General features: G+C 35.6%; 26 protein-coding genes. 12 read left to right on the forward strand and 14 right to left on the reverse strand.

What is annotated here, in order from left to right:
* Nucleotides 1–320: 320 nt before the first annotated feature.
* The gene (locus KO509_RS04410; RefSeq protein ID WP_215972077.1) at nt 321–1,280 is read right to left on the reverse strand and encodes a histone deacetylase family protein; all 960 of its coding nucleotides are present in this window, start codon (nt 1,278–1,280) and stop codon (nt 321–323) included.
* A gap of 106 nt (nt 1,281–1,386) precedes the next feature.
* Nucleotides 1,387–3,249, reverse strand: coding sequence for a GNAT family N-acetyltransferase (locus tag KO509_RS04415; protein ID WP_215972078.1), 1,863 nt, complete (start codon nt 3,247–3,249; stop codon nt 1,387–1,389).
* Between the two features lie 153 nt (nt 3,250–3,402).
* Between KO509_RS04415 and KO509_RS04420 the strand changes: the two genes are divergently transcribed.
* From KO509_RS04420 to KO509_RS04445, 6 genes are all read left to right on the forward strand, one after another.
* Nucleotides 3,403–4,038, forward strand: coding sequence for a sulfotransferase (locus KO509_RS04420; protein ID WP_303495720.1), 636 nt, complete (start codon nt 3,403–3,405; stop codon nt 4,036–4,038).
* Nucleotides 4,039–4,095: 57 nt separating this feature from the next.
* The gene (locus tag KO509_RS04425) at nt 4,096–4,668 is read left to right on the forward strand and encodes a tRNA-(ms[2]io[6]A)-hydroxylase (RefSeq protein ID WP_215972079.1); all 573 of its coding nucleotides are present in this window, start codon (nt 4,096–4,098) and stop codon (nt 4,666–4,668) included.
* A gap of 26 nt (nt 4,669–4,694) precedes the next feature.
* Entirely contained in the window at nt 4,695–5,228 is a 534-nt protein-coding gene (locus tag KO509_RS04430) for a sugar O-acetyltransferase (protein ID WP_215972080.1), read from the forward strand.
* Between the two features lie 350 nt (nt 5,229–5,578).
* Nucleotides 5,579–6,235, forward strand: coding sequence for a LiaF domain-containing protein (locus tag KO509_RS04435; protein WP_215972081.1), 657 nt, complete (start codon nt 5,579–5,581; stop codon nt 6,233–6,235).
* Between the two features lie 158 nt (nt 6,236–6,393).
* On the forward strand, nt 6,394–6,783 hold the full coding sequence (locus KO509_RS04440) for a hotdog domain-containing protein (protein ID WP_215972082.1): 390 nt from the start codon (nt 6,394–6,396) through the stop codon (nt 6,781–6,783).
* A 104-nt stretch (nt 6,784–6,887) separates the two neighbouring features.
* The gene (locus KO509_RS04445; protein WP_215972083.1) at nt 6,888–7,232 is read left to right on the forward strand and encodes a YajD family HNH nuclease; all 345 of its coding nucleotides are present in this window, start codon (nt 6,888–6,890) and stop codon (nt 7,230–7,232) included.
* A 42-nt stretch (nt 7,233–7,274) separates the two neighbouring features.
* On the opposite strand, the gene KO509_RS04450 is transcribed toward KO509_RS04445, so the two are convergent.
* From KO509_RS04450 to KO509_RS04470, 5 genes are all read right to left on the reverse strand, one after another.
* Nucleotides 7,275–7,463: a hypothetical protein gene (locus tag KO509_RS04450; RefSeq protein WP_252727383.1), complete on the reverse strand. Its 189-nt coding sequence runs from the start codon at nt 7,461–7,463 to the stop codon at nt 7,275–7,277.
* Between the two features lie 23 nt (nt 7,464–7,486).
* Entirely contained in the window at nt 7,487–7,723 is a 237-nt protein-coding gene (locus KO509_RS04455; protein WP_215972085.1) for a hypothetical protein, read from the reverse strand.
* An 18-nt stretch (nt 7,724–7,741) separates the two neighbouring features.
* On the reverse strand, nt 7,742–8,977 hold the full coding sequence (locus KO509_RS04460) for an MFS transporter (protein WP_215972086.1): 1,236 nt from the start codon (nt 8,975–8,977) through the stop codon (nt 7,742–7,744).
* A 2-nt stretch (nt 8,978–8,979) separates the two neighbouring features.
* Complete coding sequence (locus tag KO509_RS04465) at nt 8,980–9,792, reverse strand: ribonuclease H family protein (RefSeq protein ID WP_215972087.1); 813 nt, start codon at nt 9,790–9,792, stop codon at nt 8,980–8,982.
* 151 nt (nt 9,793–9,943) lie between these two features.
* Nucleotides 9,944–10,237 (reverse strand): hypothetical protein, encoded by a 294-nt coding sequence (locus KO509_RS04470; protein WP_215972088.1) that lies wholly within the window; start codon nt 10,235–10,237, stop codon nt 9,944–9,946.
* A gap of 209 nt (nt 10,238–10,446) precedes the next feature.
* Here KO509_RS04470 and ylqF point away from each other — a divergent pair, with 209 nt between their 5' ends.
* Together ylqF and KO509_RS04480 are read left to right on the forward strand one after the other, a co-directional pair.
* Entirely contained in the window at nt 10,447–11,379 is a 933-nt protein-coding gene (ylqF, locus tag KO509_RS04475) for a ribosome biogenesis GTPase YlqF (RefSeq protein WP_215972089.1), read from the forward strand.
* 53 nt (nt 11,380–11,432) lie between these two features.
* Nucleotides 11,433–11,879, forward strand: coding sequence for an HIT domain-containing protein (locus tag KO509_RS04480; RefSeq protein WP_215972090.1), 447 nt, complete (start codon nt 11,433–11,435; stop codon nt 11,877–11,879).
* A gap of 272 nt (nt 11,880–12,151) precedes the next feature.
* On the opposite strand, the gene trpA is transcribed toward KO509_RS04480, so the two are convergent.
* Genes trpA through KO509_RS04510 form a run of 6 tightly spaced genes read right to left on the reverse strand, consistent with a single transcriptional unit; the run spans nt 12,152 to nt 19,005 of the window.
* Nucleotides 12,152–12,994, reverse strand: a complete 843-nt coding sequence (gene trpA, locus KO509_RS04485) for a tryptophan synthase subunit alpha (protein ID WP_215972091.1) — start codon at nt 12,992–12,994, stop codon at nt 12,152–12,154.
* Nucleotides 12,994–14,244, reverse strand: coding sequence for a tryptophan synthase subunit beta (trpB, locus tag KO509_RS04490; RefSeq protein ID WP_215972092.1), 1,251 nt, complete (start codon nt 14,242–14,244; stop codon nt 12,994–12,996). The genes trpA and trpB overlap by 1 nt, the downstream gene beginning before the upstream one ends.
* Nucleotide 14,245: 1 nt before the next feature.
* Nucleotides 14,246–15,661, reverse strand: a complete 1,416-nt coding sequence (gene trpCF / locus KO509_RS04495) for a bifunctional indole-3-glycerol-phosphate synthase TrpC/phosphoribosylanthranilate isomerase TrpF (RefSeq protein ID WP_215972093.1) — start codon at nt 15,659–15,661, stop codon at nt 14,246–14,248.
* A gap of 2 nt (nt 15,662–15,663) precedes the next feature.
* Nucleotides 15,664–16,680, reverse strand: coding sequence for an anthranilate phosphoribosyltransferase (gene trpD / locus KO509_RS04500; RefSeq protein ID WP_215972094.1), 1,017 nt, complete (start codon nt 16,678–16,680; stop codon nt 15,664–15,666).
* 1 nt (nt 16,681) lies between these two features.
* Complete coding sequence (locus KO509_RS04505) at nt 16,682–17,350, reverse strand: aminodeoxychorismate/anthranilate synthase component II (RefSeq protein ID WP_252727384.1); 669 nt, start codon at nt 17,348–17,350, stop codon at nt 16,682–16,684.
* The gene (locus KO509_RS04510) at nt 17,350–19,005 is read right to left on the reverse strand and encodes an anthranilate synthase component 1 (protein WP_215972095.1); all 1,656 of its coding nucleotides are present in this window, start codon (nt 19,003–19,005) and stop codon (nt 17,350–17,352) included. Before KO509_RS04510 ends, KO509_RS04505 begins: the two co-directional genes overlap by 1 nt.
* A 436-nt stretch (nt 19,006–19,441) precedes the next feature.
* On the opposite strand from KO509_RS04510, the gene KO509_RS04515 reads away from it, so the two are divergent.
* From KO509_RS04515 to rnd, 4 genes are all read left to right on the forward strand, one after another.
* Complete coding sequence (locus tag KO509_RS04515) at nt 19,442–20,347, forward strand: PHP domain-containing protein (protein WP_215972096.1); 906 nt, start codon at nt 19,442–19,444, stop codon at nt 20,345–20,347.
* Between the two features lie 62 nt (nt 20,348–20,409).
* A complete protein-coding gene (locus KO509_RS04520; RefSeq protein WP_215972097.1) occupies nt 20,410–21,030 on the forward strand; it encodes an L-threonylcarbamoyladenylate synthase in 621 nt (206 codons plus the stop codon).
* Between the two features lie 91 nt (nt 21,031–21,121).
* Nucleotides 21,122–22,192, forward strand: coding sequence for a 23S rRNA pseudouridine(2605) synthase RluB (gene rluB / locus KO509_RS04525; protein ID WP_289847520.1), 1,071 nt, complete (start codon nt 21,122–21,124; stop codon nt 22,190–22,192).
* Nucleotides 22,193–22,291: 99 nt separating this feature from the next.
* Nucleotides 22,292–23,443: a ribonuclease D gene (gene rnd / locus KO509_RS04530; protein WP_215972098.1), complete on the forward strand. Its 1,152-nt coding sequence runs from the start codon at nt 22,292–22,294 to the stop codon at nt 23,441–23,443.
* A gap of 110 nt (nt 23,444–23,553) precedes the next feature.
* Here rnd and KO509_RS04535 read toward each other — a convergent pair whose 3' ends face one another.
* Complete coding sequence (locus tag KO509_RS04535) at nt 23,554–23,964, reverse strand: hypothetical protein (protein WP_215972099.1); 411 nt, start codon at nt 23,962–23,964, stop codon at nt 23,554–23,556.
* Nucleotides 23,965–24,028 lie beyond the last annotated feature (64 nt).

The raw sequence follows: 24,028 nt of genomic DNA on the forward strand, positions 1-24,028 counted from the left end.
TAACATTGGTATTATGTTATATCTCATTATTAGGCGAATTAATTCGTCCCTACGGTGATAATATTCGACTCCGTCGTCGAACATTTTGTAGGGGCGACTTCAGTCGCCTGATCACAATACACGCCAATAACATTGGTATTATGTTATGTCCCATTATTAGGCGAATTAATTCGCCCCTACAGTGAGAATAATTAATTCCTTCGTAAGGCGTTTTTAAAGGGGCGACTTCAACCATTTATATAATTTAACAGCTCGATATATCAGTTAATGTATTTAATTCAAACTAAGTACGACGCAGTTATAGGCTTAGCTGAACTAAGCTAATTACCGATTAAACCATTAATGTGGGCTACAACACTTCTGCCCAAAGAGCTTAAACTATAACCACCTTCTAATACAGATACTATACGTCCTTTAGCATGATCTTGAGCAATTACCTTGAGTTCATCAGTTATCCAACGGTAGTCACTTTCTGTTAGGCAAATTTGTGACATTTCGTCTTCAATATGAGCATCAAAACCTGCAGAAATAAAGATAATTTCAGGCTTAAACTTGTTTAAAGCCGGTAGCCAGTGTTCAGTTATAGTCTTGCGGAATCCTTCGCTTTTAGTTGTTGCAGCTAAAGGAGTATTTATTATAGGCGGTGTATCACTTTCGTTAATATCAAAGGGGTAGAAAGGATATTGGTAACTAGAGCAAAATAAATATGCGCCTTCTGATGTATCATCAACGGTAGGGAAATAATTTCTAACAATATCTTCTGTTCCATTACCGTGGTGTACGTCAAAATCGACAATAGCGATTCGTTTTAACTTATATGTTTTTTTTGCGTAGGCTGCGGCAATAGCAATATTATTAAAAAAGCAAAATCCCATTCCTTTATCGTGTTCAGCATGATGTCCTGGCGGTCGAGTAGTACAGAAAGCACTATTTAACGTATTGTCCATTACTAAATCTACACCATCAATTACAGCACCAGCAGATAGCATAATAGAGGTTAACGTTTTTGAATCCATTACAGAATCTTCACCAATAACAAAATTTTCATTTTCAGAAGTGGGTGCATTATTGAAAACAAAATCAATGTATTTTTGCGTGTGTGCTAAAGAGAGTAATGACTTATCAATAGGCTTAGCATCAAATTGTCGTACAACATAATCAAGTCCACTTCGTATTAGTTGATCTGAAATGGCGGTTAAACGTTTGCCATTTTCAGGATGATCTTTTCCTAAATTATGGTGGTCTCCACATCGGTAGTGGCCAATTATTCCAATAGTCATACATTTCTCATTAATTTTTGATGCTTGTTCTTTATTAATACAATATTGTTATTATTGTATATTTTCTATGATGTTTATTTATAGCGTCTATCTATTTAATTGTTGATTATTGAGCAATTAAATCTTTTTCTTCGCTTAATGGAAGTTTTAAGCTGATTTCATCAAAGTCGTCACTAGGTTGACGAACAAATCCTGCTCTTTCAAAAACTTTTAACATAGAGGCATTATCTCTACGCACACAGGCAACTAAACTGTCGAGCTTTCTAATTTTGGCAATCTCGATCATTTGACCTAATAAAGTACTGGCCATACCTCGACCACGTAAACTTTCTTTAATAACAAAAGCGACTTCACCAGAATTAATACTTTCAATATAATAATACCGAGCTACTGCTTGTATTGCTTCGCCTAAATAATCTTTGCGGGTAAAGCATAAGGCTAAATCTACGTGTTGATTCACGCTAACCAAATTACATGATTTTTCTCGTGTCATTTGAGTTATATGATGATTGTAACGCATGATTAAGGTTTCTTTATTGTGTGAATAAAAGAACTCTTGCAGTTTACGTTCGTCTGATGGGGAGAGTGGGCGTAAAATGTAATCAATATTAGCAAAGTTGAATTTTTTTAGCTCAACATCCCCGAGCTCAGGCACTGAACTAGGTGAGCTTTCTTGATATTCAGGTACCCAATAATGTTTACGGACATCAGCTAATAATTGTTCTCTAAACTTAGGATGAGCAATACGAATAAGCTCTAATGCACGTTCTCGAATGCTTTTACCTTGTAATGAGGCAATACCAAATTCAGTGACAACATATGAGACATGACCACGTGAAGTCACTACGCCACCGCCTTCGGTAATATGCGCTACAATACGTGATATTTTGCCATCTTTGGTAGTAGAAGGTAGAGCGATAATAGGTTTACCACCTTTACTTAATGATGCACCTCGCACGAAATCGACTTGTCCACCTATGCCACTGTAAAATTGATAACCAATAGAGTCTGAAACCACTTGCCCTGTCAAATCAACTTCAATTGCGCTATTGATGGACACCATGTTGTCATTTTTGGCAATTTTAACGGGAGAGTTAACGTGTTCTGAAGGATAAAATTCAATGTGGGGATTCCCGTCAACAAAATCATATACTTTTTGGCTACCTACGCAATAGGTGACCACTGCCTTTCCTTTATGGTATGTTTTTTTGCGATTATTTATCACGCCTTTTAGCATTAAGTCAATAATACCGTCAGATAGCATTTCACTATGAATTCCTAGATCTTTATGGTTAGCTAAGTAGCGTAAAACGGCTTCAGGAATTTTACCTATGCCTATTTGTAAAGTGGCTCCATTTTCGACTAGCATGGCAGCGTATTGACCTATTTGCTCAGTGCGTCGGTCGAGTGCAGGAGGAATAACTTCAGGTAATTTTTGTTCTTGATTTATCCACGCATGAATTTGATTTAAATGAACAAAACTATGGCCATTAGTACGAGGCATATGTGGGTTGATTTGTGCAATCACATATTTTGCAGCTTTAACTGCCGCTGACACTACATCGACGCTGACACCTAAAGAGCAATAACCATATTCATCTGGTGGGCTAACCATAATTAATGCAGCATCAAGAGGTAAACTGTTTTCATTAAATAAACGTGGAATATCAGAAATGAAACAAGGCGTGTAATCGCCACGTCCTTCAGCAATCGCTTCTCGGATATTCTTTCCTCCGATAAACAAACTGTTCACTTTAAAAAGATCTTTATGTTCAGGTTTTGCCCAAACGTTTTCAGATAAAGTTAAAATGTGTACTGTTTCAATGTCATGTAATTTATTTGAATTAGCGATTAAATTGTCAATTAAGGCGTTAGGTACCGCAGCTCCTGAGCCGATAAAAATTCGGTTTCCTGACTTTAAATAATCTTCCCAATTTATATTGTCACGTTCTTCATATTGGCCTGCCATACAAATTCCTATTTTAATTCTTATACTGCAATATTAAGAGGTTACCTTATTAAAGCACTTTACATCAATGTAAGCTATTAGATATAAGTATGACTTAATATTTATTGATCCTAGTCAATGGTATAATTATTTTTATTTATTTAGAGTAAGAAAGTGACCATTAATAAGATATTTATAATCGGCTTACCAAGAACTGCGACGACGAGTGTATGTTTAGCCATGTTAGGTCTAGGTTTCAAAACAGCACATAATGCTTATACTGCAAACGCTTTTAGTGACGCTGAAGTGATTGCCGATACCCCCGTATTTTGTGACTACCAAAAACTGGATAAGCATTTTCCAAACAGTAAGTTTATTTATTTAACGCGAAACAAAGATAATTGGATACCTTCAATAAAACAGTTATTGCAGCGTATGATTGTTAATTTACAACGGATTGATGGTGGTTTTAATCCATATTTAAAACGTTGTTACAATGAAACTTTTGCGCCGTTGACAGCTGATAATATAGAGCAAGATGATTTTCTTTTTCAATGTTATCAAAATCATCAGCAAGGGGTATTCGATTATTTTCAAAATAGATCTGATGATCTTTTAACGATAGATGTTAGCGATGAAACGAGCTACCAACAACTGTTGACTTTTCTTAACATTCCACCTGAAAAGGGGAGAAGCACTGGTTTTGAAAAAATTAATATCGGCGGCAAAGTTAGAGCTTGGCAAGATATTAATAATGTATTAAAAATAGAATCAACCAATAAAGGGCGTATTGATAAGATCCTTTATTAATCGGGGTTTGATCTGTAAAATCCTTTCTAATTATTTAACCTTCTCGAAATACTATTTATGTTTGAATTAAAGTATAACACCACGCAAGAGTGGATTGATGCTGTTATGGCGGATTTCCCTAGTTTCTTACAAGACCATGCTGCAGCTGAAAAAAAGGCATCAGGCATGGCAATGGCAATGTTGTCGCATTACCCAGATAAAGCAAAATTGGTTAGAGCAATGACGGATTTGGCGATTGAAGAATTAATACACTTTAAACAAGTTCTAAAGTTACTTGTTGCTCGAAATGTCACCTTGGGACAAGATAAAAAAGATCCTTATATTAATCAAATCAGACAACATTTTCGTAATGGTACAAGTTACTTTTTAATGGATCGATTATTAGTCGCAGCAGTAATTGAAGCACGAGGCTATGAAAAATTTTGGCTAGTTGCACAAGCTTTACCTGAAGGCAAAGATAAAGATCTATATGACGCCATTGCTAAATCTGAAGAAAAGCACAAAAACCTGTTTGTTGAGTTAGCATATGAATACTTTGATAAAGCAGAAGTCGATCAGCGTTTAGAAGAGCTATTAATTGTCGAGGCTGAAATATGCAAAGCATTACCGATTAAAGCAGTACTTCATTGATTGTGACTAGTTGATTTTATATAAATATGAAAAGATGTTTTGATAGTATTACACCTGTATTAATAAACCACCGAAAATCTGTTCATGAGCTGTGCCGTCAATTTACGCGTAGCCCAAGTAAAGGTAACTTAAAACGGTTAAAAGCCTTATTTTCCTCATGTGGCGATGATGTATTTATTGAATATGGCTTTCATATGGATTATGGCGATACTGTTAGTATTGGCGATAGAACCTTTATTAATTCGCATTGCACTATTGTTGATGGTTCAAAAGAAACTAATAGCAAAATAAATATTGGTGCTGATTGCCTTATAGGACCAAAAGTACAACTATTGGCTGTTTCGCATGATATTGATCCTAATGAGCGACTAGCTAAACATAACTATGTTGACGATATTTTTATTGGCAATAATGTTTGGCTAGGTGGTGGCGTGATTGTACTGGCAGGTGTAAATATTGGCGACAACAGTACAGTTGGTGCGGGTAGTGTCGTAACTAAAAATATTGAAGCGAATAGTTTTTATGCTGGAAACCCTGCTGTGAAAATTCGTGATTTATAATTTAAGTTTTATGACTTCTGCTGGTACATATTCCGAATCAAGTTCAGGATGGCGGTGTGGATTGAATAGAATAGAGACTCTATTTCCCGTTACTTCATAAGTGCATAACATCTAACATAATATGGTGTCCGGTCGCCTTTATTTATAACAGTACTCTATCCAAAATCGTATTACTACATAAACTTACTAACTTCTGGTGTATTTTACTAATATCTCGTTTAATTTACGTTATAGTTATCCTACTTATTTTTATCTTATTGTATTCTAAGTGATATTTTATTGGCTTGGCACTTGCTTGTTAAAGCAATATAGATGTTTTTAATCATCAAATAATAACAAAGGGAACTAACATGTCAGTTATTTTAGAAGATCGACCTACAGAAACAGTGCGCAGTGAAGTTATTGATCAATTAATTATGAATTATAGTCATGGTGAATTATCGTATGAAGCTTTCGAGCGACGTTTAGATCAAGCTATGGAACTACAATGTAATCAAGCACTGATCGAACTGACAGAAGATTTACCTTTAACCGTTGATAAAGCTTTTGTTGAAAATAAAAAGCAAGGCTTAGCGCCCAATGTTGTTTCTGGTGAAACAGAAGATGTTGAGTATATGATTAACGTGTTTAGCGGTAATAAACGCGGCGGCGTTTGGACTGTACCAAAAGAAATTCGTGCGCTAAGCATTTTTAGTGGTTGTGATATAGACTTAACTGATGCGAAATTTACACAAAATGAACTTCGTATAAAAATATTTAGCCTATTTAGTGGCAGTGATATTTATATACCTGAAAATGTTAATGTTGTTTCTAAAGCCTTCTGTATTTTTGGTGGTGTTGACTATCAAACATCTACTCAAGTAAATCCCAATGTTGTTGTACCAACAATTATTATTGAAGGGATTTGTATTTTTAGTGGAATCGATATAAAAGTAAGAAGAACAATGAAAGAAAAATTTGTTGATATGGCAGATAAATTTAAAAGTATATTTTTTCATAATATTTAATAATAAATAAAAGCGAGTTATATTTTAACTAAGCTAACAGAAACTTTTATTATAATATAAGTATATGAATTTATATTATAATAATTAACTAGAGCTGCTTATTAATAGCCGTTATAATGAAAATTCACATTTTTAATTTTAACCTATAAAGGTTGTTTATGAAGTTTTTCTCTCGTCGTTTAGTAATGCCTAATGATTTGAATTATGCCAATTCCTTATTTGGTGGTCGTGCCCTTGAATGGATAGATGAAGAAGCGGCCATTTATTCAATGTGTCGACTAGAAACCAACTGCTTAGTGACTAAGCATATTGGTGCTATTAGTTTTGATTCAGCAGCAAGACAAGGTGATGTTGTTGAGTTTGGTTTAGAAACTAAAAAAGTAGGGACTACTTCAATAACCATTACGTGTTTAGTGCGTAATAAAGCAACGAAAAAAACAATTTGTTTAGCGGATGATATTGTTTTTGTAAAAGTTGACCCTGAAACCCGAAAACCTGTGCCTCATGGTAAAACGCTAGAGCAGTTACAGAATTCAGAAAAAATTTAATAATAGTAATGACGTTATTGGTTAATCACCCACGAAAGAGTCATTGATAAGGTTTTAACTTAGCAATACAATGACGTTATTATTTACTTATTTCCAGTGTTATTATGTCTTCAGATAGATTTGGCACAAGTGCCAATTATAAGCAAAAAGAACAAGGGTATCGTGATCGTGCTTTAAAGTTGTATCCATGGGTATGTGGGCGTTGTGCGCGTGAATTTGTCTACTCCAACATTAAGGAGTTAACTGTACATCATATGGATCATGATCATACAAATAATCCTAATGATGGAAGTAACTGGGAGTTATTGTGCATTTATTGTCATGATAATGAGCATGCCAAATACACAGAACATGCTAACTATCAAACTGAAGTAAAAGCAGGGGATACTAATCAAGATACCGCTACTTACAATCCATTTGCTGATTTAAAATCAATGTTGAAAAAGTAACGCTTATTAATTATTAATTAACAATACTTAACACTTTAGTTTTTATGACTCTGGTGTTAAGTATTTTTTATAGTCGTTAATACCAAAATACCGAACCGATTTTTTTTGTGTTAGTTTTTTAGCAATCAGTTGCTCACCACAATAAATTTTCACAACTTGTTTGTTACCATTGGAATCACTGTCATAACTATGCAGGTCATTCGTTCTAAGGTTATCAAATTCAGTTTTCATGATTAATTGCATAAGATAAACCGTTATAAATTCTTGATATCTTTTTGAACTTGATAGCCTTCATCAGTTACAATTTTTTCAAGTACTTGTACGCGTTCAGTTAATTTACTAACTTGTATTGCTAATTGATCATTTTCTTCCCCATAAGCTTTATTTTGATTTAGCGTTTTTGATTTAAATTCTAAATATCTGTTATACATTTTGTATAATACGCCACTCACCACACACACAATGACAACAAGCATTGTTGTTCCACTCATAAGATACTCCTAACTAAGTTAAATTTTATGTCGAAAATAAATAATGTTTATTATAAATAATACGGCAATTAAAGGGAGACTTGTTAGTACCACATAATTCCAACCACCAACAAATAATACCCAGCCAGCCATTAATGAGGCAAATGCCTGAAAGCCAAACAAAACAAAATCATTTGTTGCTTGTACTTTATGGCGTTCACAAGCGTTATAGCTTTGCGGTAATAAAGAAGTACCGGTTAAAAACAGAAAATTCCATCCAATACCTAATAAAATTAATGCCCACCAATAATGTATTACTTTTTGGCCTGAAAAGGCAATGAGAGTGACAAGAAGATAAATAGTCGTGCCTGTCATTAATAAGCCTTTTAATGTTATTTTTTTGACTAACCAAGGAGCGAACAAGGAAGGAAGATACATAGCAGCAATATGGCTTTGAATTACCCATTTAGTTTCATTTAAGCTATGTCCTTGCATGTGATGCATACTTAATGGTGTTGCAGTCATTAAATAACTCATTAGTGCATAACCTATTGTCGCGGTACTGATGGCAACAAGAAAAATAGGCTGCTTAGCAATAACAGATAACGCTCTTGTTTCTCCGGATTTTAATGTTTCTTTTATTTCAGGCTCTTCGAAAAAGAACATAATAAGAGTAGCTAAGCAAATGAATAAACCGAGTAAAAAAAATGAACCAACATAACCATGAGGTGAGCTAAACCAATCTTTAGCTGTTACGGCTATTTCAGGCCCTAAAAAAGCAGCAAACACACCACTTAACATTAAAATGGATAAAACTTTGGGGATATCTTCTTCGTTATTACTACTTTCTATCGCGGCAAATCTTAGCTGTTGTGTGAAAGAGCCACCAATACCAAATAAGAAGCTTGCCAGAGAAAATATTTCAAATAATGCTAATTTAGTTGCTAAAATAGCCAGTAATACTGCAATTAAAAGGCAGCTAAACCCTGTAAATACAGCAAACTTGCGTCCTTTTACTTTAGCAATCATTGCCGCAGGAATTGATCCTGCAGCCACACCTAATATCATTAAACTAATAGGTAGTGTAGCCAATGAAGCGTCAGTCGTTAATTCACTTGCTAATAAACCACCAATAAAAACAATAATAGGTGCAGAACAAGTTACTAGCGGCTGTGCGATAAAAAGCAAACTGATATTTCTAGGTAAATTAAACCTTTTGGTTAGTAAAATAGCTGAAATAACAATAAGGGTGATAACGAATAAAATAATTGACATTATTAGCCAGATTCCATCGCTAAAATAGTTTTTATATCAAGTTCACCTTGGTATTTAACAAGTGTTTCTTGTTTTTGTAACCTAGCTAATACCGCCATTCGATCAGATAACTCATTACCTTCAATATTGGCATGTCCTTTAACATGGGTAATAATGATGTGCTGTTTAATCTCTTGATACAAAGTAAAGCATTCTTTGATTAGTTCAAGGTTTTTAATTTCTTCTCCTTTGCCACGTGTCCAGCCTTTAACTTGCCAGCCTTTAGCCCACTTGGTAATGCAATCAATTGAGTATTTAGAATCAGAAAGAATTTGAACTTGCTTAACACTGGTTAAATATTTTTTAGCGAGTTTGAACGAATAAAGTAAACCATTTAATTCAGCTGTATTATTTGTACCATTGGCTTGAAACAAACCATAATAGAGTGCGGCTATTTTACCTTGTTGATAAATTGCGATACCAGTGCCTGATTTTCCTGGGTTTGGTGAACAAGCACCATCACAGTATATTTGTATTTCAGCTGTTGAGTTAGATAAACCATGAGCTGAAATATTATTATTACTCGTAGATGACTTCTTACTTGTAGCACCACTTGTTGCTTTTACCTTATTACTAGCAGCACCTTTGTTGGCTAAAGAGCGTTTCATTAATGCTTTAGTATAAGTTGATGCAAAAGCTGCTTCAGCTTCTGCTTTTGAAGGGAAGCCCATAAACTGAGCATCAGATCTTCCTTGGGTATAATTTTGTACTTCAACCCAAGTAGAAAATATACCTGTTTTGGCGCCTTTCCAGATCACGTAAAATTTTTTACTCATAAAAATTAATTATTTTATTAATGACAATACTAAGTATTATCATTAATAACGTATTGTATAGCTAGTAAAAAAACAGGTAAGAAATACAATTTAGCTAATGTTTAGAGAGTAAAATTGTTAAAACGGTGGCTAATTATATGCTTTGATAGAATTATACTATCAGGGAAACTTCTTTTTTGTAACGACGGTTTTTTTGTAAACGAGACTCTACATAGCGGCCACGCTCTTCTTGATTTTTCCGTCTGTCCTGACCAGTACGACGGTCATTCTCTTTTGCAATAACAGGTGATTCTTCAGGTGAAATTTCAGATTCTGAGTTATCTTCAGAACTTGGAGTTGCTAATAAAGCCATTTGACTGTATTTGTTTTTTTGTTTTTTGTCTTTCGCTAGTTTTTTTGCTTGTGCTATATGGCTAGCATAAGCTAAATCATTTATATAATTCATCGAACTTACTTCGTACACAAGAAAATAGTTTATTAAACTTGAGTATATACCTTAGTTATTTTTTATGACTTGTATGTTTAATCGGCAATAAAATAAAAAAGTTTAACTTTTTTAGACTGTTTTTCTCATTGTTTTCGAATAACCTTTGTACCTAAGGTAAACCTTGCTAAAATTCACACTATATATTTGTTACTTAATTAGGACTTTTCATGGCAATTAACTGGTTTCCTGGCCATATGCACAAAGCTCAAAAAGAAATTAAAGAAATTCTACCGCAAATAGATGTGGTCATAGAAGTGTGTGATGCCCGCTTGCCATTTAGTAGTGAAAATCCAATGATTACTGAAATTAGGGGTAATAAGCCGCTAATAAAAATACTGAATAAAAGTGATCTGGCGGATCCTGATAAAACAAAAGTTTGGCTAGAATATTTTGAATCACAACATAATGTTAAAGCCATTGCATTAACCACAGAAAATAATGCGATAGCGAAAACAATTCCTGTATTAATAAAGAAATTAGTGCCAAGTAAAGATGAAGATGGCAAGCAAATCAATGCCGTTATTATGGGGATTCCTAATGTCGGAAAATCAACATTAATCAATACACTGGTAGGTAAAGCAAAAGCGAAAGTGGGTAATGAGCCAGCCGTTACTAAAGGTCAGCAACGCATTCGTTTAGAAGATGGATTATATCTTTTTGATACACCAGGTATGTTGTGGCCCAAAATCGCTAATGAAAATAGTGGTTATCGCTTAGCAGTATCTGGGGCTGTTAAAGATACAGCGTTTGATCATGATGATATTGCTTATTTTGCAGCAGAATATTTACTTGAAAGTTATCCTGAGCGATTGATGGAACGTTATCAACTAGCAAGTCAGCCTGTGCATGAAGAAGATTTAATTGAAGCAATTGGCCGCAGGCGTGGTTGCGTTCGTAGTGGTGGTCATGTTGATATGCATAAAGCTTCAGTTATTTTAATTAATGAAATACGTGATAAAACTTTAGGGGCAATTACTTTTGAAATGCCAGAAAATATAGAAAAAGAAAATGCACACTTTGCTGAACTAGAAGCAAAGAAAGTTGCGGCTCGTGAAGCGAAAAAATTAGCACGGGGTCGAGGCCGAAAAAATAAAAGATAGTAACGTTTGCACTAGCTGACAATATTTAACAAATTATCGTTGAGGAATATATAATGACAGAAGTTATACCTGTATCAGAGTCTTTTAGTTTACACCCACAATTAGTTCAAGATTGTATTGAATTGGCTGAATTTCCGTTATGCAAATTACTTCTGTGTAATGATAGTGCTTACCCTTGGTTTATTTTGGTCCCTAAAGTTAGTGATATTAATGACATTTATCAGTTAGATTGGCAACAGCAACAGCAGTTACTTAATGAATCAAGTTTGTTAAGTGAATTGCTTATTCAGGTATTTGATGGGGATAAAATGAATGTAGCTGCACTGGGTAATGTAGTCGAGCAGTTACATATTCATCATGTTGTACGATATAAAAAAGACGTTAGTTGGCCTAAACCTATCTGGGGTCAACAACCGCTAACACCTTATTCTGACGAAGCTATAGTTGCTTTAAAAGAAAAATTATTACCCAAACTATCGATTATTTTAGATGCTTTATAAATAAAAGTGATTCGACTATCAACTACCTTAAGCGGTTAATAAGATGCTAGCTCGGCAGTTGGTTGGTTTAAATGTTGATATGAAGCGCAAAAAAAATGCATCTATAAAAATAGACGCATAAAATATAAAACACTAAAGGGATAACATAACTATTAAGTAAGAGTACCTATCTATTGTAAAGTTCAATTTGATTTTCAATAATGATAAAACATTGAAAATCACGATAATAGATAGGCTGTTCTCCCGAGTTTACTTAAGTTTATTGAGTCGACTTATTTAGTTGCGCCTTTCATATCTATGACGAACGTTGTTAATTCCGCTAGCATTTTTTTATGATCGTTTAAGTTATTTTCAATTATTTTTGCTACAGCAGAGCCGCTAATAGCACCACTTGCACCCGCTGCTAATGCGTCTTTAACTTGTTGCGGTGTAGATATACCAAAACCTAGGATTGGTGGCGCAGCTTGATATTGATTTAATGTATTGATTAACGCTTGTGCAGGCGAGCTTGTTTGAACTTTTTCTTCTAATACATCTACTCCAGTTACACCTGCTCGGCTCAATACATATGTATAACCTTTACTATAAGAAGATACGTCGCGTAAAGTGCTATCATCAGCGTTAGGTGGTGCAATAAAGATTGGCGCAATATTGTGTTTTAACGCCGCTTCTCTAAATGGTAAGCTTTCACGAATAGGTAAATCAGCGATTAAAACAGAATCAACACCTACCTTTGCCATATCAGCATAAAAAGTATCAATACCACGAGCAAAAATTAAATTACCATAAAGTAATAAACCAATAGGGATATTAGGTGCATATTCACGAACTTTAGCAAGTATATCAATGCATATATCGGTATTAATATCAGACTTTATTGCACGCAATGCCGCCATTTGAATAGTAATACCGTCTGCACTTGGATCTGAGAAAGGAATACCTAGTTCAAGCGCATCAGCACCAGCATCGATTAATGCTTTAATAATGTTAAGCGATTGTTCCGCATTTGGATCGCCAATCATCACAAAAGGAATAAATGCTTTTTCTTGTTTTGCTGACAAATCAGTAAAAGCTTGTTGATAGCGATAGCCCGCCTGTAGTTTCTGCTCTGCCATTATGCTTCTCCTCTGTGCTTAACATTTGCCGTTTCGTTGGTTTGCTCGTTAGGGTGTAAAACAGCATGAACATGGGCAAGATCTTTGTCTCCACGTCCTGATAAATTAACTAAGTAAATAGTTTCTGTGGTTGCTGACTCTGCCATTTTAAGTGCTTGTGCTAACGCATGCGATGATTCAAGTGCTGGAATAATACCTTCACTTTGTGCTAACGCTTGAAAAGCATTCAATGCTTCATCATCATTAATAGGAACATATTGTGCACGACCAGTTTCTTTTAAGAATGCATGTTGTGGGCCTACAGCAGGATAGTCTAGCCCAGCAGAAATAGAATAAGATTCTTCAATTTGCCCATACTTATCTTGCATGATATAGGTATAATTACCGTGTAACATGCCCTTAGTACCAGCAACCAAGGTTGCACCATGCTGGTCTGTATCTATACCTTTACCACCAGCTTCAACACCAATTAGTTTGACTTCTTCATGTTGAATGAAATCATTAAACATGCCAATAGCATTAGAGCCACCACCGACAGCCGCAATAACATAATCAGGTAAGCGTCCTTCTTCAGCTAAGAATTGCGCTTTTGCTTCTTCACCTATCATTTTTTGAAACTCTCTCACAATAGTTGGAAAAGGGTGTGGGCCTGCGGCAGTTCCTAATAAATAGTGTGCATTTTCATAATTGGCAGACCAATCACGCAAAGCCTCATTAACAGCATCTTTTAAAGTCCCAGATCCTGCGGTAACTGGAATGACTTCAGCGCCCATTAATTTCATTCTAAATACATTGGGTTGTTGACGCTGACAATCTACAGCACCCATATAAACTTTACATTTTAAGCCTAATAATGAGCAAGCAATAGCTGTAGCAACACCATGCTGACCGGCGCCAGTTTCAGCAATAACTTCTGTTTTACCCATACGCTTAGCAAGTAGGGCTTGTCCTAAAACTTGGTTGGTTTTATGAGCACCACCATGTAATAAGTCTTCACGTTTTAAGTAAATCTTTGCTAATGGGTTTTTAACAATATTACGACAACAGGTTAGTGGCGTTGGACGGCCTGCATACTTAGTGAGTAGATTATTAAACTCAGTAAGAAAGGCTTCATCGGTTTGCGATTCAATAAATGCTTGCTCTAATTGCTCTAAAGCGGGAACAAGTAATTCGCCGACAAACATGCCGCCAAATTCACCAAAATAAGCCGGTAGTGTTTCTTTGATTGTATTTTTTACTGTTTTAGTCATTTTAATAATTCCTTATTTGCGTAAAAACTTGCTTCAGTTTTTCGCTAGATTTTATACCTGGGCTAACTTCAACGCCTGAGTTGAGGTCTAAGCCAAATAAATCTAAATTGGTTAACTGCGTTAGTGCTAAATTAATATTCTCGGGATTTAATCCACCGGCAAGTAAGCTGGTTGATAAATCTTGTTTGCTATCAGATAACGTTTGCCAGTCAAAAGCTTGACCAGAGCCAGGAGATTTTCCATCGAGTATATGGTGAGCTATGCTTTCATCTAATTCAGGAACTTCGTCTGTGACAGAATGTGCTTTCCACACTAAGCATTCAGCATTATTATTTTCAGCTAATTGCTTTTTAAGAGAATCAATATAAGTTTGATCTTCATCACCATGTAACTGAACTGCAGTTAACTTTAAGTCGTTAGCTAAATTAGCGACTTCTAAAGAGGGATGATTTACAAAAACACCCACGTAGTCTAAGTGTGGTTGAGACTTTATAATATTCAATGCTAGTGCTTTGGTTATACTACGAGGGGATTTTTCAGCAAAGATTAATCCGCCAAATCGAGCGCCTGATTGTGCTGCTGCAATTGCATGTTCTGGAGTAGTTAAACCACAAACTTTATTATTGCCAAAAATCAATTTACGACATGCTAAGTCTATATCGTTATAGGCATTATTATCCATTGCCATTAAAGAGCTACCGACAAGAAAACCATCAACAGCAGGCGCTAATTCGCGTACTTGAGCGTTATTGTAGATCCCTGATTCTGAGATAATGATGCTTTCGTCTGGTAATGTTGGCGCAAAATCAAAAGTACGTGAAATGTCGGTACTTAAATCACGTAGATTACGGTTGTTAATACCAATCATTTTAGCGTTGAGCTTTATTGCACGATCACGTTCATCTTCTGTTGATATTTCTGTCAATATAGCTAAATTATATTGTTCAGCCACTGCTGATAATGCTCGATATTCTTCATCTGATAGAACACTTAGCATTAATAAAATAGCATCTGCGCCGTAGTAACGAGCTAAATGTACTTGGTATGTATCAATAAAAAAGTCTTTATTGAGTACCGGACATTTTACAGTTTCTGTCACTAGTTTTAAGTATTCAAAATTACCTTGAAAATATTTTTCATCGGTTAGTACGGATATTGCCGCTGCATATTTATCATAAACTTGGCAAATACTTTTTACATCAAAATCAGGGCGAATTAATCCTTTTGATGGTGATGCTTTTTTACATTCTAAAATAAAACCGGCTTCAGGTTTCTCTTTAGTACGCCTTAAGGCAGTATACATGTCTTTCGTTGTTGGTTTTAGCTCATCAATAAAGCTTGATAATGGTTTTGATTTTTTAAGGGCATCTATTTCAATACGCTTATCAGCAACTATTTTTTCTAATATATTAGCCATAATTATTTACATTCCTCGTTAGAAAGTACAACAAGTTGCTCTAGTGTTGCTAAGCCTTTGCCACTTTTTAATATATCGCCTGCCAGTTGAGCTGCACCTTTCAAAGTATCCGCTTTGGCATGTAAATAAAGCAATGCAGCACAATTAATAATGACTGCAGCATTGTGAGCTTCTTGTCCTTTACCGGATAAAATTGTTTTAATAATGTCAGCATTCTCTTGCGGCGTACCTCCTTTGATTTGTTCAAGGGAGTAATTTTTTAAACCAAAATCTTGTGGTGAAATAGTGCGTTCGGTTAATTTTCCTGCGTTAAGTTCAATCACATTGGTTTCACCATGAAGTGCTATTTCATCTAAACCACTGCCATAAACAACAAAGGCACGTTCAACACCTGTTAATTGTAAAGCTTCTGCCATAGGTAATAATAAATCAGGAGTATAAACGCCAAGTAACATCACCTTAGGATTCGCAGGGTTGGCTAGAGGTCCTAAAATATTAAACAGTGTTCGTACCCCCATGGTTTTACGTACACTTGCAGCATGTTTAAAACCGGTATGATAAGCGGGAGCATATAAAAAACATAAATTTGCTTTATCTAAACAGTTGCTGGCTGTTTCTGGTGACATATTTAGGTTTACGCCAAATGCTTCAAGTAAATCGGCAGAGCCCGACATGCTAGAAACACTACGATTACCATGCTTTGCCACTTTTAAACCACAGGTTGCTGCTAAAATAGCCGCGGTAGTTGAAATATTAATGGTATTGGCACCATCGCCACCGGTACCGACACAATCAGCAACGTTGTGGGCTTGAAGTGGAAAGCCAGTTGCAGCATTCTTTATCGCTAAAGCAGCACCTGAAATCTCTTCGGGCGTTTCGCCTTTCATCTTTAATGCAGTAAGAACACTAGCGAGTACAATAGGGTCAGTTTCGCCTTTAAGTACTTCTTCAAAAAACGTTTTAATCGTTTGTTGATCAAGGTCTTGCCCGTCAACTAAGGTTGCTAATATATTCGTCATGTTATACTCCTCGCGCTTTAGTGCTTAGGTTTTCACTCAAGGTAAGTAAATAATCAAAACTTTGCGCTAATAATGTAGAGCCAAAAGTTGTTAAAATAGATTCTGGATGAAATTGATATGCTAATATCGCATCCTTTTCTTGGCAAATGGCCATCGGCATATTGTTGTAGTCGGCAATGACAGTTAAAGAGTCTGGTACTTTAATGCCAACGAGTGAATGATAACGAGCAACCGGTAATGGATTAGGAATATTAGCAAAAGCGCCACTAGCACAGTGAGTAATAGGTGACGACTTACCGTGTACTATTTCTTCTGCACGCCCAACGGTGCCGCCATAATGTTCAATTAATGCTTGATGTCCTAAACAAATACCAATCATTGGAATTTTGCCCGCACATAACTTGATTAATGCCATTAAGCAGCCAGCTTTTTTAGGTTCGCCTGGTCCAGGTGATAATACTAAAATAACTTTTTCGCCAGTTTTTTTAGTGTGTTCAAGCATCTTGTTGAATATAAAATCACTGCTTAACGTATTTCGGTAAACGGTCGGCTCAAAACCTAGGCATTGAAATTCATCGACTAAGTTATAAGTAAAAGAGTCTAAATTATCGAGCATAAAAAGTTTTGTGTTTTTATTATTCGTTTTCATTTTATTTTCAGCTAAAGTCATTAGTTCACTCCTTGAGCGAGTGATTCATTTGATGTTAGTACCGCGTTAATAACCGCTTGTGCTTTTTGTTTAGTTTCATCAGCTTCCGCTTGAGGGATAGAATCATAAACAACACCTGCACCTGCTTGTACATGAGCGATGTTGTTTTTGACAAATGCTGATCGAATAACAATACAGGTATCCATTTCACCTTCGCCAGTTAAGTAGCCAACAGCACCACCATAACTACCGCGACGCTTGCCTTCAATTTCTCTAATTAGAGAGGTTGCTTTTACTTTAGGCGCACCTGATAAGGTTCCCATATTCATACACGCTTGATAAGCATGTAAAGCATCAAGCTCTTCTAGTAAAGTACCGCATACACGTGATACTAAGTGCATTACATGGGAATAACGATCTACTTTTAATAAATCGGCAACATAACGAGTGCCAGCTTTACAAACACGCGCAATATCATTACGTGCTAAATCAACTAACATAATATGCTCAGCAGATTCTTTTTTATCTTGCCTTAACTCCAACTCTATTCGTGAATCTAAATCTAATGAGATACTACCATCAGCATTTAGCCCTCGTGGACGAGTGCCGGCGATAGGATAAATTTCAACTTGTCGCTTTCCTTCAGGAGAGTTTTGTTGATATTTGATAGCCGACTCAGGAGAAGCACCAAACATACTAAAGTCACTATCTTTAAGGTAGAACATATAAGGGCTTGGGTTACTCAGCTTTAATGCTTGATAAGCCGCGATACTATCTAAACAAGGTAACGAAAAAGTGCGAGAAGGTACCACTTGGAAAATATCTCCGGCACGAATGTTTTCTTTTAACGTCTCAACATTTTTACAAAATTGTTCGTCACTAATATCAACAGAGACAACTTGCGCATCATTAAAATTCGAGTCATTCCTTTCAATTAAAGGAAGAATCGATTCAGTGGTAATGTTTTTTGATAATAGCTGCTTTATATGGGCAATACGTTCAGCTGATTCTGTTGGATCAGCCTGCATACTATTTTCTTCACTTGATGAAGAAAATAGATTAGCGATGATTTCAGTACTTCTTTTTTCATGATCAATCACAACAACTGTTTCAGCCAAATAATAAACGAAGTCAGGGCAGGTATTTTCGCCATCTGGAACTTTGGGTAAGGTCTCGCTCATGCTGATCATATCAAAGGCGAATGCTCCCCCAAGAAAAATAGCAAAGTGATGATTATCGCTATTCTCTATACGATTAAATAAACGCAAACTTTCGAATGGGTTTATTGCCATTAATCGAGATTGTTCATCAAGCTCAGTAGGTGTATCAGGAAAAGTAGCGGTTAATATTTGATTCTTTTCACACAAGGTAAGTTTTGCATGGTTTTGCAATTGAGCCGCGGCAAATTGTAAAGCTGTTTGGCCATTGTGTGTTAAAGCGGTAAAAGTAACAACATTGTCATTACAAACAATTTTTAATGCAGCATCAACAAGTAATAGGCTTTTTAATAAATGCTTTTGATCTATTTCTGCGGATTCTAGGAGTAAATTATTTTTTTTATCGTGGCAAAGCAATTGATAAACACTTAATGGGTCGCTTTGATAATTAGCGTTATCCGTTAAGGTGCAAACACTTGCGGTAGCTTGGTCGTAGGTACTTTGATTAAACTTTGTCATTTGTATCTTCTTTTTTCATTGGTTATTTTTAGAGTGTCATCCTGCATAAATTGGTTGAAGCCACCAAAGAAACCATGTTCTTGTTTTATTCATTGTCTTTTCTCTTATTCGTTATTGTTAAAATAGTATTAACAGCATATTTTACAAATTACTGCTAATAAACGTAAGGCTTTAAAAAGCAGAAAACCCGCTAGTTCTAGCGGGTTTTGAAATTTGTTTTGATTTACTTTAGCTTTTAATTTGTTAGCTTATCGTAAGACACACGCAATTATCACAACCCACTTATGTAGAGTTATGCCACCACCAACGGAGTTGGGTATTTGTTAAATTAAATTGCTTTGTTTGTATCATTATTTTGCTCTTATCAGTAAACTTGTCATTTCATTAAGTCAATTTTAAATCGACTTACAAAAAAGTTCCTATAGAAGACCTTATTATGGCGTTGCTGTCAACCACTGATTTTCCTTTTTTAATTGAAAAAACCGACGGTTTTTCTCATGGCCGTATTGATTTACATTGTCACACCCATTGTTCTGACGGAAGTTTATCGCCACAAACCTTGATAGATAGGGCTGTTAACTATCAAATAGATGTTTTAGCTATTACAGATCACGATACAATTGAAGGATTTAATATAGCGCAAGATTATATAATGGAAAATAATATTCCATTAAAATTAATCACAGGTATTGAGATTTCTACTGCTTGGCAAGGTTTTGAGATTCATATTGTCGGTCTTAATTTTGATAAAAATAATTTAGCGTTACAATCCTTAATTACTTCACAACAACAAGCACGGGAACAGCGAGCTATAACGATAGGCGAAAAGCTAGCTAACTGTGGTTTTCCTGATGTATATCATGATGCTAAAGTACTCGCAGGCACAGGAACAATAACTCGAGCACACTTTGCTAAGGTACTCTTTCAGCAAGGACATGTTGCCACCATGCAAAAAGCCTTTGATCTATATTTAGGTAAAAAAGGTCGTAATACTCAAAAAGCTTATGTGAAGCCGCTATGGTGTTCTATTGAAGAAGCCGTCGAGGTTATACATGCTGCTGGAGGCACTGCTGTTATGGCACACCCAATTCGTTATGATTTATCGGCAAAATGGTTAAGACGGTTAATTGTGCATTTTAAGGAAAGCCAAGGCGATGCTTTAGAAGTTGTTTTACCGCAAATGAATCCCCAACAGCGACAAATAATGTTAAACTACTGCTTAGAATATAATTTACATGCATCAACGGGCTCTGACTTTCATCAGCCGAATAAATGGTCCGATCTTGGTCGTAATTTAATTTTACCTGATGGGGCTACACCTGTCTGGGCATTGTGGAAATAATAGTTTCTAATTTCGATAATGTTTCTTAAGTAGTAACGTTCAGCATTAAAAAGGAAATTATCATGAGTCAGTTTTTTTATGTTCATCCAGAGACCCCTCAAGGGCGTTTAATGAAACAAGCGGTAACAATCATCAAAGATGGTGGTGTTATTGTTTATCCAACCGACTCTGGTTATGCCTTAGGCTGCCATATAGGTGATAAAAAAGCGTTAGAACGCATTTGCCAAATTCGAGATATTAGTAAAAGTCATAATTTTACCTTGGTGTGTCAGGATTTATCACAATTGTCTGAATATACGCGTATTGATAATACTGCGTATAGATTGTTGAAAAGTAATACCCCAGGTGCTTACACTTTTATTTTCAAAGGGAGTAAAGAAGTACCCAAGCGGTTACTTAACCCAAAAAAGAAAACCATTGGTATTCGCATTCCTGACAATAATATTTGCCAAGCCTTGTTGGCTGAACTAGCAGAGCCTATAATGTCTACCAGTTTGATCATGCCAGGGGAAACCATGGCTGAGTTTGATCCGGAACAAATTCGGGATTTATTAGAGCATCAAGTTGATTTAATTATTAATGGTGGTCATTTAGGTGAACACCCAACAACAGTTATTGATTTTTCAAATGACGATATTGAAATTATTCGTGTCGGAGAAGGTGATCCTTCACCATTTGAGTAACCCCCTTTAATAGTCTAAACGTTAATAACGTATAAATGAGCCAGAAGTAAGTTTCTAGGGAACTGCTACTGACGTAACAGAGTAAAAAAATATGTCTCAAGACAAAAAAATACCGAAAGGTAAAAGTACTTCTACCGATTCTAAACCTGCTAATAATAAATATGGCAGCCGTGGTACTGGTTCAAAAGCCACAGTTAAAAAAGGTCAGAGTAAAGCAGCTGGTAAAGTTGGCCAAGGGAAAGGTAAAAAGACTGAAGAGTTACCAGTAAAAGTTAATTTTAAAAAAGCGACGGTTAAAGACTCTGAAAAATTGCAGAAAGTCTTGGCGAGAGCTGGCAAAGGATCACGTCGCGAAATGGAGACTATTATTGGTCAAGGGCGTGTTAGTGTTGATGGAAAAACCGCTTTTTTAGGTGATAGGGTTGATGGAAGTGAACAAATTCGAATTGATGGGCATCAAGTTAAACTAACAGCGCAAGACGACGATATTTGTCGTGTATTAATGTACAACAAGCCAGAAGGCGAAATGTGTACACGAAAAGATCCTGAAGGTAGAGCAACTGTTTTTGATCGCTTACCTCCTTTAGAATCAGGTCGCTGGGTTGCTGTTGGGCGCTTAGATATTAATACTTCAGGTATGTTACTTTTTACTACTGATGGTGAATTAGCCAATCGTTTGATGCATCCATCACAAAAAGTTGAACGTGAATACGCTGTTCGTGTTTTTGGTGAAATCAATGAAGCTATGTTACAAACGCTTCGTACCGGTGTAAAACTGGAAGATGGTCCTGCACGTTTTCAAAAAATTACCTACCGTGGTGGTGAGGGAAGAAATCATTGGTTCCATGTAGTATTATCTGAAGGTCGTAACCGTGAAGTTAGACGTTTATGGGAAAGCCAAGAAGTACAAGTAAGTCGCTTAATTCGTGTTCGTTATGGTGACATGGAAATGAAGCGTCAATTGCCTTTAGGTGGATGGACAGAGCTAGGATTACAAGAGGTTAATTACTTTCGTAAGTTAGTACAATTAACACCTGAAAAACAATCAAAAGTAAAAGTTGATGAAAAAGCTATGGATAATGCCAAAAGTCGCCGAATCCGTCGTTCAGTGAAAAAGCATCAACAACGCCATCAACAAGCGACACGTCGTAGAAGAAAATAGCAACCGATAAAATATTGAATACCAGTATCAGTAATCAACTTAATAAATTAAGTTGATTATGCAACATTTAGAAATAAAGGGATAAAAAACGTAAAAATTATGCAGTATCAATTAATTGAAGATTTTATAAGTTTACAGACCCTTTGTCAGCAATATAGCAAAGCCAGTGTACTCGCGATAGATACTGAGTTTGTTCGTACTCGTACTTTTTACCCTAAATTAGGCTTGTTACAGGTATATGATGGTAAAACGCTTGCTTTAATTGATCCAATAGCAATTGATGACTTATCACCATTTTGGCAATTATTGACGAATGAAAATATAGTTAAAGTGCTGCATGCTTGCTCGGAAGATCTAGAAGTGTTTCTCACTAGTGCTAATTGCAAACCGGTTAACTTACTTGATAGCCAAATAATGATGTCTTTTCTAGGACATGGACTGTCAATAGGTTATGCCGCGATGGTAGAACACTTTACGGGAATTGAGCTTGATAAGTCGGAATCTCGTACTGATTGGACAAGACGGCCATTGTCAGCTAAACAATTAGATTATGCTAGTGCAGATGTCGAGCATTTATTTAATATTTATCCTAAATTAGTGACATTACTTGAGCAGGTAGACAGGTTTCATTATGCTCAGCAAGAAACGCAATTGCTAATTGAGAGAAAATTTACGCCAGTAGACGAAAATCTATTATATCGCCAAATGAAGTTAGCTTGGCGATTAAATGCTAAGCAGTTAAATATCTTACAGCATTTAGCTAAGTGGCGTTATCAGCAAGCAAAAATACGCGATTTACCTTTAGGGTATGTTGTTAAAGAAAATACCTTGATGGCAGTTGCCGCAAATATTCCTGCTAGTTTATCTGCAATGAGTAAGCTAGATGGCGCTGAAGTACTTGATATTCGCCATAAAGGTAAAGCAATGTTAGCTATTGTACAGGAAGCAAATAAAGATAAAGAGGCTAGTTACCCGAAAAAAATACAGCGTTTAGATGAATATCCAGGTTATAAACAAATATTTAAGCAGGTGAAGTCTTTTATTAAGGCAATTGGTGATAAACATGATTTAACTGTTGAAAACTTAGCGTCTAAAAAACAAATTAACCAATTTCTAACTTGGTATTTTGATTTAAATGAGGCTAAAAAATATAGCGAAAATACAGGTGTTTACCCTGATATACTTATCGTTTGGCGCAAAGAGTTATTTGGCGAGTTATTGCAAGATTTTGCTGAAAAGGGGTTTAAATGATATGTATTCATTGGTGTATACTGATATTTACGTAAACCTCAATGAATAAGAAAATAAATCTTTTAGCTGTTATCAACCTGAATAACAGCTAAATTTAGCGATAATTTATTTTATAAACTTGCTAAAAATGTTTTTATCTCTTCTTTTAATTCTTCATCATCAATATTTTCACTCGCAATTTCAGCTTGTTTTGCATATTCAACAGCTTTAGATGACTCTTCAAATTCTTGTTGTCTTTGTGCCATAGCTAAATAAATAGAAGCTGTAAATGTGTTTAATTTCAGTTTGTTAGCAGTGTTTAGTGCAATTTCATATATATCCATTGCTAAATCACCGTCTTCAGTAAAATCGCCTAATGCTTCCCACTGTAATGGATGATCCTTTGGCGTTTCTTGATTAATTGCACATAACTTTTGCAAGTCTTTACAGGCATTATCTCTAAGTTCATCGTTACTCTCGGTAGAGGCGTTTGCTATGCGTTGACAAATGCCGAGAATTTCATCGTATAAAGGAGCTTTCATGTTTGTACCTAACGTTATCAAAAAAAGTAATGTAATTTATTGTGTCATTGTATCGCATATCAAT

Origin of the sequence: Colwellia sp. C2M11 (assembly GCF_018860915.1) — a bacterium.
Classification (GTDB): Bacteria; Pseudomonadota; Gammaproteobacteria; order Enterobacterales; family Alteromonadaceae; genus Colwellia.